Here is a 16,934-nt window from a genome sequence, read left to right as displayed (position 1 = left end):
GTAGCGACATGGACTCCGCCCTCCCGACCACGTCGGCGACCGCAGCTCAGCATGCCTCCCCCGCAGGAGGCTCCACCCCCGGTTCGGAGTGGTGGCGCTCCGCCGTCATCTACCAGATCTACCCGCGATCCTTCGCGGACGCGAACGGCGACGGCCTCGGCGACCTGCCCGGGATCACCTCCCGCCTCGGCGCCCTGCAGGAGCTCGGCGTCGACGCCATCTGGCTGTCCCCCTTCATGACGAGCCCGCAGAAGGACGCCGGCTACGACGTCGCCGATTATTGCGACGTCGACCCCATCTTCGGCACGCTCGCCGACTTCGACGCGATGACCGCTGCTGCGCACGCTGCCGACATCCGCGTCATCGTCGACCTCGTCCCCAACCACTCCTCGAGCGCCCACCGCTGGTTCCAGGAGGCCCTCGCGGCCGGGCCCGGCTCGGCGGAGCGCGCCCGGTACATGTTCCGCGACGGCAAGGGCGAGCACGGCGAGATCGCCCCCAACAACTGGGAGTCCGTCTTCGGCGGTCCGGCCTGGACGCGCGTCACGGAGGCCGACGGCACGCCTGGCCAGTGGTACCTGCACATCTTCGACTCCTCGCAGCCCGACTTCGACTGGACGAACCCGTGGGTCCGCGAGCAGTTCCGCGACATCCTCCGGTTCTGGCTCGACCGCGGCGTCGACGGGTTCCGCGTCGACGTGGCGCACGGCATGATCAAGGCCGACGGCCTGCCCGACTACACCCCACCGGCCGAGGGCGGCAGCATGGGTGGCGCCTCGGCGGGCGTCGCACTCGAACCCGGCATCAGCACCGGGCCCGCCTCGTGGCCGGAGACCGCGCCGTACTGGGGTCAGGACGGCGTGCACGAGATCTACCGCGACTGGCACGAGCTCCTGGAGACGTACGACGGCGACCGTGTGCTGTGCGCCGAGGCCTGGGTCGACCCGCTCGACAAGATGGCCCTGTGGGTGCGCCCTGACGAGATGCAGCAGGCGTTCAACTTCCCGTACCTCGAGACCCCGTGGAACGCCGCAGACCTCAAGGCGGTCATCGGCGAGTCGCTGCGGGCGTTCGCGCAGGTCGGCGCTCCGAGCACGTGGGTGCTGTCCAACCACGACGTCGTCCGGCACGCGTCCCGCCTCGCGCTCACGGAGGAGAACCCCCAGGGCTACGGCGTCGGTCCGAACACCCCCGGCCAGCCGGACCGGGCCCTCGGGTTGCAGCGGGCCAGGGCGGCGACCGCCCTCATGCTGAGCCTGCCCGGTGGGGCGTACCTCTACCAGGGCGAGGAGCTCGGGCTCCCCGAGGTCATCGACCTGCCGGATGACGCCCGACAGGACCCGACGTGGTTCCGCACGAACCACGAGCGGTACGGCCGCGACGGCTGCCGCGTGCCGATCCCGTGGGAGGCCGGCCACCCCGCGTACGGCTTCAACACGACCGGTGCGTCCTGGCTGCCGCAGCCCGACGACTGGAACGACTACTCGCGCGACGCACAGGCCGGTATCCCCGGTTCGACGCTGGAGCTGTACCGCACGCTGCTCCGCCTGCGCCGCGAGCACACGCTGGGACTCGGCTCGATCGCCTGGATCGAAGGGGCTCCCGACACCATCCTCGCGCTGACGAACGGTGCGGTCACGGTCGTCGCGAACACCGGTGCCGACGACATCGCCGTGCCCTCGTCGCTCGCGGACTCGGCCGTGCTCGTCGCGAGCGGACCCTTCGACGGCAGGACCATCCACGGCGACACGACGGTTTGGTTCACGACGCCGTCGACCCTGCCCGTCGGCTGAGACACTCCGCCGGCCGGTGCGCCAGCGCGGTGCGCCGACGTGACCGCGCGCGTTCCGGCGTCGGCGCGGTGCGCTGACGCGAGCGCGCCGGAATCGGCCCCGCCGCGGGGCGTGCGCGTGAGCGCGCCCCACCGGAGGGGCGCGCTCACGCCGTAGACCCGCGCCCGGGTCAGCGCACCGCGCTGACCCGAGGCCCAGGGACTCAGTGGTGCAGGATGGCGACGGAGTGCGCTCCGAGCCGCAGTGACCCCTCCGTCGTGACGACCTCACCGAAGCTGTCGAGGAGTTCGCCGACCCGCAGTGCGAGCTCGACCGGTTCCGTCCCGAAGTTGACCGCCAAGGTGGCCGAGCCACGACGCAGGACGAACGAGCCGGTCGCCTCGTCGACGATCGCCGTCGTGTCGGCGAACGCCGGATCGGTGAACGCGGGGACCGTCCGCCGCAGCTCGATCACCCTGCGGTACCAGGTCAGCAGCGTCGCGTGCCGTCCAGCGGATCGTTCCGACCAGTCGAGCACCGACCGACGGTAGGTCTCGGGATCCTGCGGATCCGGCACGTCCGCCTCGTTCCAACCCATCCGTGCGAACTCGGCGATCCGGCCCTTCGCCGTCGCCTCACCGAGCTCGGGCTCCGGGTGCGAGGTGAAGAACTGCCAGGGCGTCGAGGCAGCCCACTCCTCCCCCATGAACAGCATCGGGGTGAACGGTCCGAGCAGCGTGACGGCGGCGGCGATGGCGAGCTGCCCGTCGTCGAGCGTCGCGGCCAGCCGGTCACCCGTCGCCCGGTTCCCGATCTGGTCGTGGTTCTGGTCGGAGACGACGAGCCGCCAGCTCGGCGTCCGTTCGAGGTCGATGCGGCGGCCGTGGTGGCGCTTGCGGAAACTCGACCAGGTGCCGTTGTGGAAGAACCCCTCCTCCATGACCTTGCCGAGTGCACCGAGCGGCGCGAAGTCGGCGTAATAGCCGGACACCTCACCGGTGAGCGCCACGTGCAGTGCGTGGTGGAAGTCGTCGCTCCACTGCGCGTCGAGACCGTACCCGCCAGCACCGCCGGGGCCCCTGGGCGTGATGAGCTTCGGGTCGTTCAGATCCGACTCGGCGATCAGCGTGAACGGTCGGTCGAGGTCGGCGCTCAGCGCATCGACCGCGGCGTCGATTTCCTCGAGGAGGTGGATCGCACGGGTGTCGTGCAGGGCGTGGACGGCGTCGAGGCGCAGGCCGTCCACCCCGTACTCCTCGAACCACAGCAGCGCGCTGTCGATGATGTACCGCCGCACCTCGTCGGAGTCCGGCCCGTCGAGGTTGAGGCTGTCGCCCCAGGTGTTGCCGGCGCCGTCCGCGAGGTACGGGCCGAAGCGCGGCAGGACGTTGCCGGAGGGGCCGAGGTGGTTGTACACGACGTCCTGGATGACGGCGAGCCCGCGCTCGTGACACGCGGCGACGAAGCGACGGTAGCCGTCCGGTCCGCCGTAGGCCTCGTGGACAGCCGACCAGAAGACGCCGTCGTAGCCCCAGTTCCAGACGCCGTTGAACGCGTTGACCGGCAGGACCTCGACGGCGTCGACACCCAGCTCGACCAGGTCGTCGAGGCGTTCGATCGCCCCGTCGAAGGTGGCCGCCTCGGTGAAGGTGCCGATGTGGAGCTCGTAGAGCACGGCACCGATGAGCGAGCGACCCCGCCAGCCGGTCCCGTCGCACGGCACGGGGTCGGACGCGACGACGCGGGACGGCCCATGAACGCCGTCCGGCTGCCGACGCGAGCGGGGATCGGCGAACGGACCCTCGCCGTCGACGAGGTAGCGGTAGTCACTGTCGACGACCGCCGCACGTGGCTCGGCACCGTCGAGCGCGATCCACCACCCGTCGGAGACGTCGCGGTCCATCGGGTGCTGCTCGCCGTCCAGGACGAGGTCGACGCGCTGGGCCTCAGGGGCCCAGACGCGGAACCCGTCAGCCGGACTCGTGGTGCTGGTCGTCATCGTGCTCACTCCTCGCTTGCGGTCTCGGCCGCATCGTCGGGCCGCGTCAGGACGGCGACGGGATACTGCTCCAGCAGCGCCGCGAGACGGACCTCGCCGCCCTGCAACTCACGGCCGGTCAGCACGTCGACGAGCCGGCCTTCCGGCAGGGTGACCGTGGTCGACTTCCAGCCACCGTGCTCCGCGAGCCGGAGCGAGAGCCGGGTCGCCACCGTGGTCACGCCACCACGTGAGAACGCGACGACGTGGTCGGCGGCCGGCCCGTCAGCTCCGATGGGGGTGTACTCGGCGAACCGCGACGGGTGCTCCCGTCGCAGGCGCAGCAAGCGACTGGTCACGAGGAGCTTCGCCGCTCCGTCCGCGTCGACCGGCGGCAGCCACCCCTCGTCGAGACGGGCCAGCACCGCACGACGCTCGGCGTAGTCGACCGGGCGACGGTTGTCGGGGTCCACGAGCGATCGGTCCCAGAGCTCGCTGCCCTGGTACACGTCCGGCACACCCGGCATCGTCAGCTGGATCGCCTTGGCGACCAGACTGTTCGACCATCCGGCCGCCTCGACGTCCGCGACGGCGTCGAGCAGCGCGGCGTTCGCACGACGGCTGTCGTACAGTCCGTCGACCGCGGCGTGCAGGGCGGCCTCGAACGTCTCGTCCGGTGCGGTCCAGGTGGTCGAGTCGCCGGCCTCGCGGGCGGCCTTCTCGACGTAGGCGTGCAGTCGTTCGCGCTCGATCGGCCAGGCACCGACGGCCGCCTGCCAGACCAGCTGCTCGAGCTGCCGGTCGGGGAAGCCGTTCGAGGTGTGGAGGGCGACGGCGTGCTCCGCCCACCGGTCCGCGACCTCACTCAGCGCGTCGATGCGGGCACGGACGTCCTCGCTGCGCTTCGTGTCGTGCGTGCTGAGCGTCGTCATCGAGGACGGCCATTCCGCCTGCCGCCGCGCCTGGCGGTGGTGGAACTCGGCGACGCTGATGTCGGTCTCGGCGGGGTCTCCGCCGACCTCGGTCAGCGAGGTGAGCGCCGTGTAGCGGTAGAACGCGGTGTCCTCGACGCCCTTCGCCATCACCATGCCCGAGGTCTGCTGGAACCGCGCGGCGAGCGGATCGGTCGAGCTGCGCAGGCGCGGAGCCAGCGCGGCGAAGGCCTCCGCGAGCTCCGGCCGGCGCGTCTCCGCCTCGTCGAGTGCGGCGTCCAGGTACTCGTCGCCGAGCGGCAGGTAGGAACGGTAGACGGGGAACGCGGTCAGGATCTCGGCGAGCGCGTCGACGGCGTCCGGCACCTCGGGGACGAGCCTCGCGAGGCGTCGGACCTCGGAACCGAGGATCCCGTCGGCGATGCCTCGCTTGGTGGTGTGCACGAGGTCGTCCCAGGCGTCACGCGTCAGCTCGATCCCCGCGAGCTGACCGAGCGTGGGCAGGCCGTCCGGGTCGACGAGCACCCGGTCGACGTCGCCCAGGGCGTCGTAGCCGGTGGTGCCGAGCGTGGCCCACTCGGCCGGCAGGTCCTCTTCGCCCTCGAGGATCTTCTCCACCCAGATGGGTGCTCCACCGATGCGCTCGGACAGTCGGTCGAGGTAGGCACCGGGGTCGAGGAGCCCGTCCGGGTGGTCCACGCGGATCCCGTCGGCGAGGCCGTCGTCGAACCAACGACCGATCTCGACGTGCGAGCCGTCGAAGACCGCCGGGTCCTCGACCCGGATCGCTGCGAGCGTGTTGACGGCGAAGAACCGTCGGTAGTTCAGCTCGCTGTCGGCGCGGCGCCAGTTCACCAGCTCGTAGTGCTGGCGGTCGTGTACCTCGCGGGCGCTCGCGTCGTCGTCCGCCGTCCCGGGAGCGATGGGCAGTCGGTGGTCGAAGTAGCGCAGTTCGCCGTCCTCGATGCTGAGGTCGTCGAGCGCACTTCGACCGTCCTCGTCGTCGCCGAGGATCGGCACCCGGATCCGACCGTCGCCGGCCTCCCAGTCGACGTCGAACGCGGCCGCGTGCTCTGCGTCCCGACCGTGCTGGAGCAGGTCCCACCACCAGGCGTTCTCCACCGGTGTCGCGACGCCCATGTGGTTCGGAACGGTGTCGATGAGGACTCCGAGGCCTGCGGCGTGGGCTGCCTCGGCGAGCGCCGTGAGCCCGTCGGCACCGCCGCGCTCCGGGTCGACCTCGGTGTGGTCGACGACGTCGTAGCCGTGGGTGGATCCGGGTTCCGCGCGGAGGATCGGCGACAGGTAGACCCAGTCGGCACCGAGGACCTGGAGGTAGTCGACGAGCGCCGCGGCGTCCTGGAGTCGGAAGTCCGCGGTCAGCTGGAGACGGTAGGTCGAGACGGGCACGGTGGAACGCTGTGGCCCGCCGCCGGACACGGTGGTCATGATGCGACCCCCGATCGCAGGAGGGTGAAGGAGGTCCCCTGCACGATCACCGTCGTCGACCCCTCGGCGAGCATCTGCTCCGGGTCACTCGATTCGACGAGCGCCCATGGCAGGCCGGGAGCCTTCGGCAGGCTGAACTCCACGCCGTTCTCGGCCGCGTTGAGCAGCAGGGCGAACGACGCCGATCCGGCGTGACGGAACACGAAGGTGATCGAGCGGGCGTCCGGGTTGTCCCAGTCCTCGTCGGCGAAGGGCTCGTCGTCGGACCGGGTGATGAAGACCCGGTCGTCTGCTTTGGAGCCCGGACCCTGGCGGAACCAGTCGGGTCGCAGGGCCGGCTCGGCGAGACGCAGGGCGATCAGACGCTTCGTGAAGCCGAGGAGGTCGTGGTCGGCGTGCTCCCAGTCGAACCACGACACCTCGTTGTCCTGGCAGTAGGCGTTGTTGTTGCCGCCCTGGGTGCGGGCGATCTCGTCGCCGCCGAGGATCATCGGGACACCGGCCGACAGCAGGACCGTCGCGAGGAAGTTGCGACGCTGACGGTCGCGGCGCGCGTTCACGGCGGGGTCGTCCGTCGGACCCTCCGCACCGTTGTTGCTGGAGCGGTTGTCGCTCTCGCCGTCGTTGTTGTCCTCGCCGTTCGCCGCGTTGTGCTTCGTCGAGTACGCCGTGAGGTCGGCGAGGGTGAAGCCGTCGTGCGCGGTGACGAAGTTGACGCTGGACAGCGGCGAGCGTCGGGACGCCTCGTAGACGTCGGGGCTACCGAGGACGCGCTGCGACATGGTGCCGAGCACGCTGTCGGCGCCGTTCCAGAAGTCGCGCACGTCGTCGCGGAACTTCCCGTTCCACTCGGACCAGCTCGCGGGGAAGCCACCGACCTGGTAGCCGGCGGTGTCCCACGGCTCGGCGATCATCTTGATCGGGGCGAGCACCGGGTCCTGCTCGATGAGCGAGAGGAACGCACTGTGGATCTCGGCGGAACCGTCCTGGCGGGTCAGCGTCGTCGCGAGGTCGAAGCGGAAGCCGTCGACGTGCATCTCGGTCACCCAGTAGCGCAGGGAGTCCATGATGAGGCCGAGCGCCGCGGGGTGGCCGACGTTGACGCTGTTGCCCGTGCCCGTGGTGTCGAAGTAGTGCTCGCGGTCCTCGTCGACGAGACGGTAGTAGGCCGCGTTGTCGATGCCCTTGAACGACAGGGTCGGGCCCATGTGGTTGCCCTCGGCCGTGTGGTTGTAGACGACGTCGAGGATGACCTCGAGGCCGGCGGCGTGCATCGCCTTGACCATGGCCTTGAACTCGTCGACCTGCCCACCGGTGTCGCCGGCGGCCGCGTACTCGCCGTGCGGGGCGAAGAAGCCGATGGAGTTGTAGCCCCAGTAGTTGCGGAGCCCCTTCTCCTCGAGGTGGCTGTCCTGCACGAACTGGTGCACCGGGAGGAGTTCGACCGCGGTCACGCCGAGGTCGGTGAGGTAGCGGATGGCTGCCGGGTGGGCGAGGCCGGCGTAGGTGCCGCGGATCTCCTCGGGCACCTCGGCGAGCTGCTTGGTGAAGCCCTTCACGTGGACCTCGTACACGATCGTCTCGGCGAGCGGGATGCGCGGAGCGACGTCCTGGCCGTCGGCGTCCCAGTCGAACGAGGACGGGTCGGTGACCACACCGAGCGCGACGTGGCCTGCGGAGTCGGTGTCGTCCATCGTCTCCGGAGCGTCGAGGCGGTGGCTGAACTGCGCCTGGCCGAGGTCGTAGCGCCCCGTGACCGCCGTCGCGTGCGGGTCGAGCAGCACCTTCGCCGGGTTGTGGCGGAGACCGTTCGCCGGGTCCCAGGGGCCGTCGACGCGGATGCCGTACCGCGTCCCGGGGACGAGGCCCTCCACCAGTCCGTGGAACACGTGTCCGGTGCGCTGTTCGAGGCGCGTCTGCTGCTCCTCCCCACCCTCGGGGAAGATGCACACGGTGACGGCGTCGGCGGTCTCCGAGTAGATGGCGACGTTCGCACCATCGCCCCGAAGGGTGACGCCGAGCGGATAGGGGGTCGAGAGCGTCATGGCGCCCTTTCACTCGAAGGGATCGATCGTTGTTGAGACGGTACACCGGCCGGATGACTTCCCCGGTTCCGGACGAAACGTGGTAATGGGCCGATCAGAACGCGAAGATGCCGATCGCGACGCCGATGGCGAGCCCCGCAGCGGCCGTCGCGGCGGCGAGGAGCAACGCGATCCGCGGGTCGACGCCCTGGTCGACGACGAGACCGAGGCGCGCACGCACCCGGCGGACCCGGCGGACGCGCGACTCCGACCAGATCTCGCGCAGGCTGGCCGCGACCTCGTGGGCGGCGGGTCGGTCCTCCGGCTTGCGGGCGGTCATCGACCGCAGCAGCGGGTGCCAGGCGGCGGGGAGCTCGGGCGGGATCACCGGGTCACGGTGCAGGCGTGCGATGGCGGCCTCGACGAGACCGCCGTCGAACTCCCGGCGCCCGGTGACGGCCTCGAGCAGGACGAGTCCGAGCGAGTAGATGTCCGTCTCGGTGCCGACGGTGTCGCCGAGCGCCTGCTCGGGCGAGAGGTAGGACGCCGTGCCGGAGATGGCCTCGGTGTTCGTGAGGCGCGACCCGCCCACGAAGTGCGCGATCCCGAAGTCGGACAGCTTCACGAGGTTCGCGTGGCCGAACGCGGCGATGTCGCTGAAGAGCATGTTGTCGGGCTTGATGTCGCGGTGCACGATCGACCGCGTGTGGATGAAGGACAGCGCGTCGGCGACCTGCGCACCGAGGGCGGCTGCGTCACGCGGGAGCATCGGGCCGGCCTGCAGCTTGTCGGTGAGCGTGGCGCCCGGGATGTACTCCATGACGAGGAACCGGTGCTCGACGCCGCGGTGGACGACGGAACCGGAGTCGTAGAGTTCGACGAGGCCCGGGTGGCGGAGTTCCCCGAGCAGACGGATCTCCCGCTCCTGACGCAGCCGGTCGTTCGCGGTCGCGGCCTCGTCGCGGAAGAGCTTCACGGCGACGGGGCGCGAGAGCAGCTCGTCGCGTGCGCGGTAGACGTTGGCGGACCCGCCGGAGCCGAGCTGCTCACCGATGCTGTAACGCCCGTTCGACAGGCTGACGCCGGTGACGACCGTCTCGGTGTGCTCGGTGAACATCGCAGCTGGATCGGTGATCGATCCGGCGTGTGCCGGCGGTCGGTGCAGGGAGTCGCTCACGGCCGCCCCCTTCACGGTGCAGTCGATGTTGGCCGCGCCACCGTGTTCTCGGCAGGCTGTTCCAGCAACCACGTTACAAGGCGTTCGTCGTTCAGGCGGATTCGTGTCGGAGTGTTGAGAACGGCTAGCGCACCTGGTAGGCGTCTGCAAGACCCCGATGCTCCCTTGCGGGCCCCGAACCGCGACGAGGACCATGGAGAGGGCCGGGGAACCCGGGCCGAGTCGTCTGCTGCGAGGAGCACCCATGTCCACTGTCGCTGAAACCGTCGTCGCCACCCTCCAGGCCAGCGGTGTACAACGCGTCTACGGCCTCCCCGGCGACTCCCTGAACGGCTTCACCGATGCTCTCCGCTCCTCCGGCGGCATCGACTGGGTGCACGTGCGCCACGAGGAGGCGGCCGCCTTCGCCGCGGCGGCGGAAGCGGAGCTGACCGGCGAGCTGGCGGTCGTCGCGGCGAGCTGCGGCCCCGGCAACCTGCACCTCATCAACGGCCTCTTCGACGCGAACCGCTCACGGGTACCGGTGCTCGCGATCGCCGCCCACATCCCGAGCTCCGAGATCGGGACCACCTACTTCCAGGAGACCCACCCGCAGGAGCTGTTCCGTGAGTGCAGCGTCTACGTGGAACTCGTCTCCCAGCCGGAGCAACTGCCGCGGGTGCTCGAGATCGCGATGCGCACCGCGGTCGAGCGCCGCGGCGTGGCCGTCGTGGTCGTCCCGGGCGACGTCATGCTCCAGCACGCGGTCTCGGAGCACGTCGCCGCCATCCGGGCGACGCGACCCCGGATCCTGCCGTCGGAGCACGAACTCGACGAGGCCGCTCGCCTGCTCAACGGCGGCAAGCGGGTCACCATCCTTGCCGGAGCCGGAGTCGCCGGAGCGCACGAGCAGCTCATCGCGACCGCGGACGCGCTCGGCGCCCCCATCGTCCACGCCCTGCGCGGCAAGGAGCACGTCGAGTACGACAACCCGTTCGACGTCGGCATGACCGGCCTCCTCGGGTTCGCCAGCGGCTACCACGCCATGCTCTCGTGCGACGTCCTCCTCATGCTGGGCACCGACTTCCCCTATCCGCAGTTCTTCCCCGAGCACGCGACCGTCATCCAGGTCGACATCCGCGGTGAGCAGATCGGCCGGCGTCACCCGGTCGACCTGCCGCTCGTCGGGACCGTCCGGGACACGCTCGAGGCGCTGCTGCCGAAGCTCGAGCGCAAGACGCACCGCAAGCACCTGGAGGAGTCGCTCAAGCACTACCGCAGCTCGCGGAAGGGCCTCGACGACCTCGCGACCGCGGACCACGACGGCCAGGCGATCCACCCGCAGTACCTCGCGAAGGTCGTCGACCAGCTGGCGACGGACGACGCCGTGTTCATCCCCGACGTCGGCTCCCCCGTCGTCTGGGCGTCGCGCTACCTCACCATGAACGGGCGGCGCCGACTCATCGGCTCGTTCAGCCACGGCAGCATGGCGAACGCCGTCTCCCACGGTCTCGGAGCCCAGGCGTCCCACCCCGGCCGCCAGGTCATCGCGCTCGCGGGCGACGGCGGACTCACCATGCTGCTCGGCGAACTCATCTCGCTCACCCAGAACAAGCTGCCCGTGAAGATCATCGTCATCAACAACTCCTCGCTCAACTTTGTGGAGCTGGAGATGAAGGCCGCCGGGTTCGTCAACTTCGGCACCGACCTTGTGAACCCCGACTTCTCGCGTGTGGCGGAGGGCATGGGGATCCACGGCGAACGCGTCGAGCGGGCGAGCGAGTTGGAGGGCGCCATCCGTCGGGCCTTCGATCACGACGGTCCGGCGCTCGTCGACGTCGTGACCGCCAGGCAGGAACTGTCGATCCCGCCGACGATCACCGCCGAGCAGATGAAGGGGTTCACCCTGTACGCGCTCCGGACGGTCATGTCGGGCCGCGGCGACGAACTGCTCGACCTCGCGAACACGAACCTGCTTCGCCGCATCCTGCCCGGTCACTGAGCGACGGCCGGATTCCCCCGCGGTATCCAGAGACCGCCGGGTAGACTCGTCTACCGTGTCCAGACTTCTCGTTACCGGCGGCGCCGGATTCATCGGCTCGAACTTCGTCCACTACGTCCTGAACAACACCGATCACTCGGTGACCGTCCTCGACAAGATGACCTACGCGGGCAACCGCGCCTCACTCGACGGCCTCCCGGCCGATCGTTTCGAGCTCGTCGTCGGCGACATCCAGGACGCGACGCTCGTCGACGAGCTCTTCGCCCGTCACGACGCCGTCGTGCACTACGCGGCGGAGTCGCACAACGACAACTCCCTGCATGACCCGCGCCCGTTCCTCGACACGAACATCATCGGCACGTACACGCTGCTCGAGGCGGCTCGCAAGCACGGCACGCGGTTCCACCACATCTCGACCGACGAGGTCTACGGCGACCTCGAGCTCGACGACCCGGAGCGTTTCACCGAGCAGACGCCGTACAACCCGTCGAGCCCGTACTCCTCCACGAAGGCCGGCAGCGACCTCCTCGTCCGCGCGTGGGTGCGGTCCTTCGGCGTCAAGGCGACGATCTCGAACTGCTCCAACAACTACGGTCCGTACCAGCATGTGGAGAAGTTCATCCCGCGCCAGATCACGAACGTGCTCGGCGGCGAGCGCCCGAAGCTGTACGGCACGGGCGAGAACGTGCGCGACTGGATCCACGCGAACGACCACTCGTCCGCCGTCCTCACGATCCTCGACAAGGGGGTCATCGGCGAGACGTACCTCATCGGTGCCGATGGCGAGAAGAACAACAAGGACGTCGTCGAGCTCATCCTCACCCAGCTCGGTCAGCCGGCGGACGCCTACGACCACGTGAACGACCGTCCCGGCCACGACCTCCGCTACGCGATCGACTCGTCGAAGCTGCGCACGGAGCTCGGCTGGACCCCGGCGTTCAGCGACTTCGAGGCCGGCCTCGCCGACACGATCGCCTGGTACCGCGACAACGAGTCGTGGTGGAAGCCGCAGAAGGCCGCCACCGAGGCGAAGTACCAGGAGCAGGGTCAGTAACCCTCAGACACCGTCACGAAGGCCCGCCCGGCATCAGCCGGGCGGGCCTTCGTCATGCAGTGCCCCGGCCCCCGAGCCCCGACACCGGCCCCTGAGCCACAACACCGGTCCCTGAGCCACAACACCGGTCCCTGAGCCTGTCGAAGGGCACCCGCCCTCGGGGTGAAACACGACTGCCCCGCCCGGAGTCGGGCGAGGCAGTCAATTCATTGGGTTCCGTGGCGTCAGTTGACGTTCGCGTAGAGCCACTCGAGCGGGTCGACCCAGGTGACGCCGTCGAGTCGGATCTCGAAGTGGAGGTGCGGGCCGGTGGACATGCCCGTGCTGCCGGTGAGGCCGAGGATGGTGCCGACCTTGATCGCCTGCCCCTCGACGACGCGGACCGAGCCGTGCTGCATGTGCGCGTAGACGCTCGAGACGAGGCGGCCGTTGATGGTGTGGTCGACGATGACGTTGACGCCGAGCGAGCCTTCGCCGTCTTCGACGTGGCGGACGACGCCGTCGGCGATGACTTGGATGGGCGCACCGTTGCCGGGGTTGAAGTCCTGGCCGTGGTGGTCGCTCGAGCAGCCGGCGCAGTCGCGGGCACCGAAGCGGTCACCGATGGTGACACCGACCGCGAACGGCCACTGGATGGTCCCGTTCGGGTTGTTCGTGAAGGTGTTCGCGGGGCGGATGCCCATTGCGGCGGCGGCTTCCTCGACGGTGCTCGTCGTGTAGTCGTCGCGGGTGAAGGTCAGCTCAGCCGATCCCTCGCTGTCGAGCGACTGCGACGCCTGGTTGCTCAGCCCGTTGCCGTCGCCGAGCTCGGCCTGCGAGGCCTCGGCCACCGACGTCGCGACGTCTTCAGCGGTGAGCAGCGCATTGGCGGGCACCGAGGTGGCCACGGCCATGAGGGCGACGAAGCCCATCGCGGCACCCGCGAAGATCTTGGTGGTGATGCGACGCTTGCGCGCGATGGTCGTCGGGCGGGGCGACGCCGGTGCGGCGGACGGACGGGACGATGCGCGGGGCTTCGAGGCCGGCTTCGGTGCAGCTGCGCGGCGTGCACGGGGAGCGTCGACGGTGGAGGCGTCGACCGTCACCGTGATGGACTCGGTGGCCTGAGCGGTGTCGGAAGCCACGGCCGGTTCGGCGATGAGCGGCTCTGCCTCGACCGGCGCGATGTCGGCGACGTCGGTGGTGTGCACGGCGTCGATCGCCTCGGCGATCATCTGGTCGACCGGGTCGATGGCCGCGGCCGCCTCCTCCTGGTCGGCGCTGGCCTCATGCGTCGGCTCCTGCAGAACGGACTCCTGGTGCTCCAGGGCGGCCGCCGCCTGACGCTCACGTTCGCGGAGTTCACGGCGGCTGAGCGGCGGCGTCTGCACGGGTGCAGCGCTGTTCTCGACAGACGTGTTCTGCGGGTCCTGAGGGTCGGGAAGCACAGGGGTGTCCTCAGGGCTTGCATGGCGTGACAAGGGGGCGGGGGCCTTTCAATGGGCTAGCAGGAAGATCTCGACGTCCGTCCGCGCGGGGGAACGCGAAGGTAACGAATGCATAAATGCTAGCAACGGGAGGCTGAAAAAGCCATGGCAGTGATCGGTTTTATCCGATAAAGACCTGGTCAAAGGCCATATGAGAGTTCTCTTATGAACGAGTCGCCACCGGAGCGCTACCGCGAGCGGCGGCGGCGCGCATGGAGTGTCACCCGATCGGCGTCGCGAAGCCCTGCTCGATGAGGAGCCGTTCGAGGACCGCGAGTAGCGGTGCATCGGCGGCCATGATGAGCTGCGTGGTGGCCGGAGCACCGTCGAAACCGGCGACCGTCGCGCCCGCCTCGGCAGCGATGAGCGCGCCCGCGACCTGGTCCCACGGCTTCAGGCCGCTCTCGTAGTAGGCGTCGAGGCGGCCGGAGGCGACGCTGCAGAGGTCGAGTGCTGCGGAGCCGATCCGCCTGACGTCGCGGAAGGTCCCGAGGAGGGCGCCGAGCACGGCTGCCTGCTCCATGCGACGCGAGGCGGTGTAGGAGAAGCCCGTGCCGAGCAGCGCCACGTTCGGTGCCACGCCTCGGTTGACCTCGAGGGCGCGGCCGTTCAGTCGTGCTCCACCGCCACGGGAGGCGGTGTAGTGCTCACCCAGGACCGGGTTCACCACAGCCCCGGCGAGGGCGGTCCAGGTGGCCGGGTCCGGTTCACCTTCGACGACCCCGATGCTGACGGCGTACGCGGGGATGTCGTAGAGGTAGTTGACGGTGCCGTCGATGGGGTCGACGACCCAGGTCAGGCCGGAGGTCCCCGTCGCGCCGCCTTCCTTGCCGGTCTCCTCGCCGAGGAATCCGTCGTCCGGTCGTGCCGCGAGGAGGCGGTCGCGGATGAACTGCTCGGACTCGCGGTCGGCTCGGGTCACGACGTCCTCGACCGACGACTTGCTCGCCGCGATCTCGACGCCCTCCCGGCGTCGGCGCAGGATCAGTTCGCCGGCCTCTGCGGCGATGTCGGTGGCGATCTGGAGGAGTTCTTCGTGTCCGGTCACCCCACCACCCTATGGCGGCCCCTCCTGCCCTTCGACACGTCGACCGCCTCAGTGCGCTGCAGCTCAGGGACCGGATCGAACCCGGGCACACGTCCGCCGCGGGCCGAGGCGGCGCAACCCGAGTGCCCTTCGACAAGCTCAGGGACCGAAACGTTCCAGGTACACCTCTCCCCGCTCACCGAGGCAGCGCAACCCGATTGCCCTTTGACACGCTCAGGGACCGGCGACTCCGGGCACCCCTCTCCCGGTCACCGAGCTTGTCGACGTGCCCACGAGGACGCCTCGTCGTTCCGGGCGCACCCCTACCGCTCACTGAGCCTGTCGAAGTGCCCACGAGGACGCCTCATCGTTCCGGGCACACCCTTCCCGGTCACTGAGCTTGTCGAAGTGCCCACGAGGTACCCTTCGACAGACTCAGGGACCGGACCCGTTCAGAACGGTGCGGGGTCCGGTTCCGTTTGATGGCGTTTGCCGTCGGGTGTCGTCCAGTCGAGGGCCCCGCCGGGCCCGTGGTCGAGGTCCCAGCCGGGGAGGTGCTTCAGCCTGTGGTGATGTCGACACAGGCAGGCGAGATTGCCGACATCCGTCGTGCCGCCGTCTTCCCAGGCGACCGAATGGTCGAGGTCACAAGCCCTGGCGCGTCGACCGCAACCGGGCGCCCGACAGGTGCCGTCTCGGAGGCGCACCGCGCGCTGGAGGTCGGCCGGAACGTGGTACTGGCCGCGCCCGACCGACAAGACCGCGCCGGTTTCCGGTTGGACGAGGATCCGGGTAAAGCTGGGCGCGTTCACCGCGATGCGGGCCGCAGTCTCCGGGTCGATCGGGCCGTAGCCGTCGAGCGTCGCCGGGGCATCGCTCACACCGGCCATACTGAGCGCCGGAACCGTGATCCGCACCGTCGGCTTGATGTGCTCCTGGACCTCGATCGGGTGCGGGAGCACCGGGCTCGACATGACGTCTTCCGGCGTGACGCCGGTGAGGGCGAGGGCTGCGAGGGCGTCGGCCTGGAGTTGTGCGCAGGTGCGGGTGTCGCCAGCTGCGCGTGACTCGGCCGCGGCGGCTTCAACGCGCTCGATGATGCCCTGCGCGATCGGCGCCGTCGTGAACAGGTGCACCCACGCCATGCCGTCCGCTGCGGGTTCGAACTCCGCCCGGCGGTCCGCCTCCGAGCGAGTTGCGCGCGCGGTGATGGACTCGGGGTGGAGGCGCTCGCGCAGGACGCGGGCACGCCTCCGGAGGTTCGCGTCGGTCAGCTGCTCCGCGGCCGGCAACACCGCCTCCAGGAACGCCGTCCGCCCTGCAGCCGGCACATCACTGAGCTGGTCGATGATCGTCCGCGCGTGCCGCGCCGAGATACGACCCGCCTCGAGCGAGGCAAGCACGGCAGGTGCTTCGTTCACGAGACGCTCGGCGCCGTTCGTCGCCCGCTGAACGGTCCGCTCAGGCGTGCGCGTCGCCATCGCAAGCGCTGCACATGCCGACCGGCGGGAGAGCGCCTGCCGCTCCGCGGGCGGAAAGATCGCCGGGACGGTGGCATCTGCGAAGGCGTCCGCGTAGGCAGCAGAACGGGCGAGTAGGCGAGCCTCCTCGGCGTCCAGAGCCGCGCGGCGACGCTGGATGTCCGCGTAGTGATCCGAGAACTCCGCGAGGCGCGCGCGCGCACTCGTCGCCAGCTCGAACTGCGGAGGCGGTGGTCTCGGTCATGGAACAAGTTCATCATGGACCACTGACATTCCAGATGGTGAGTCGAGCCGGTTGTGGAAGTTGCTCGTGTGCCCTTCGACAAGCTCAGGGACCGGTGAAGGTCGGCCGGATTGGCGGTGTTTTCCGTGTGCCCTTCGACAAGCTCAGGGACCGGAGGAGGCATGCCGGATTGGCGGGGTTCTCCGTGCACCCTTCGACAAGCTCAGGGACCGGAAAGGGTTGCTCAGGGACCGGAGAGGGTTGCTCAGGGACCGGAGCGGGTTACTGAGGGACCGGAGGAGGCATGTCGGGTTCGTGGGGTTCGCCGTTGGCACGTCGACGCTTCGACAGGCTCAGGGCGGCGCAGCTC

General features: G+C 69.8%; 10 protein-coding genes. 3 read left to right on the top strand and 7 right to left on the bottom strand.

Going from position 1 to position 16,934, the window contains the following annotated elements:
* Window positions 1–8 precede the first annotated feature (8 nt).
* On the top strand, window positions 9–1,793 hold the full coding sequence (locus tag ACZZZB_RS13910; RefSeq protein WP_463529991.1) for a glycoside hydrolase family 13 protein: 1,785 nt from the start codon (window positions 9–11) through the stop codon (window positions 1,791–1,793).
* A gap of 202 nt (window positions 1,794–1,995) precedes the next feature.
* Here ACZZZB_RS13910 and treZ read toward each other — a convergent pair whose 3' ends face one another.
* The 4 genes from treZ to ACZZZB_RS13890 all read right to left on the bottom strand — a co-directional run bounded on the left by treZ (window position 1,996) and on the right by ACZZZB_RS13890 (window position 9,332).
* Entirely contained in the window at window positions 1,996–3,771 is a 1,776-nt protein-coding gene (treZ, locus tag ACZZZB_RS13905; protein ID WP_463529990.1) for a malto-oligosyltrehalose trehalohydrolase, read from the bottom strand.
* Window positions 3,772–3,776: 5 nt separating this feature from the next.
* Window positions 3,777–6,131, bottom strand: coding sequence for a malto-oligosyltrehalose synthase (gene treY / locus ACZZZB_RS13900; protein ID WP_463529989.1), 2,355 nt, complete (start codon window positions 6,129–6,131; stop codon window positions 3,777–3,779).
* Window positions 6,128–8,176: a glycogen debranching protein GlgX gene (glgX, locus tag ACZZZB_RS13895; protein WP_192005919.1), complete on the bottom strand. Its 2,049-nt coding sequence runs from the start codon at window positions 8,174–8,176 to the stop codon at window positions 6,128–6,130. The genes treY and glgX overlap by 4 nt, the downstream gene beginning before the upstream one ends.
* A 94-nt stretch (window positions 8,177–8,270) precedes the next feature.
* Window positions 8,271–9,332 carry a serine/threonine-protein kinase gene (locus ACZZZB_RS13890; protein WP_159453425.1) on the bottom strand — a complete coding sequence of 354 codons (1,062 nt, stop codon included), beginning with the start codon at window positions 9,330–9,332 and terminating at the stop codon, window positions 8,271–8,273.
* A 244-nt stretch (window positions 9,333–9,576) separates the two neighbouring features.
* Between ACZZZB_RS13890 and poxB the strand changes: the two genes are divergently transcribed.
* Together poxB and rfbB are read left to right on the top strand one after the other, a co-directional pair.
* Complete coding sequence (gene poxB / locus ACZZZB_RS13885) at window positions 9,577–11,313, top strand: ubiquinone-dependent pyruvate dehydrogenase (protein WP_194645113.1); 1,737 nt, start codon at window positions 9,577–9,579, stop codon at window positions 11,311–11,313.
* A gap of 55 nt (window positions 11,314–11,368) precedes the next feature.
* The gene (gene rfbB / locus ACZZZB_RS13880) at window positions 11,369–12,367 is read left to right on the top strand and encodes a dTDP-glucose 4,6-dehydratase (protein WP_071258697.1); all 999 of its coding nucleotides are present in this window, start codon (window positions 11,369–11,371) and stop codon (window positions 12,365–12,367) included.
* Window positions 12,368–12,591: 224 nt separating this feature from the next.
* Here rfbB and ACZZZB_RS13875 read toward each other — a convergent pair whose 3' ends face one another.
* From ACZZZB_RS13875 to ACZZZB_RS13865, 3 genes are all read right to left on the bottom strand, one after another.
* A complete protein-coding gene (locus tag ACZZZB_RS13875; protein WP_463529988.1) occupies window positions 12,592–13,794 on the bottom strand; it encodes a M23 family metallopeptidase in 1,203 nt (400 codons plus the stop codon).
* Window positions 13,795–14,053: 259 nt separating this feature from the next.
* Window positions 14,054–14,881 carry an inositol monophosphatase gene (locus ACZZZB_RS13870; RefSeq protein WP_192005926.1) on the bottom strand — a complete coding sequence of 276 codons (828 nt, stop codon included), beginning with the start codon at window positions 14,879–14,881 and terminating at the stop codon, window positions 14,054–14,056.
* A gap of 431 nt (window positions 14,882–15,312) precedes the next feature.
* On the bottom strand, window positions 15,313–16,479 hold the full coding sequence (locus tag ACZZZB_RS13865; protein ID WP_463530564.1) for an HNH endonuclease signature motif containing protein: 1,167 nt from the start codon (window positions 16,477–16,479) through the stop codon (window positions 15,313–15,315).
* Window positions 16,480–16,934 lie beyond the last annotated feature (455 nt).

The sequence above is a fragment of the Plantibacter sp. AC185 genome (assembly GCF_979258065.1).
This window is presented reverse-complemented; position numbering and strand designations above follow the sequence as displayed.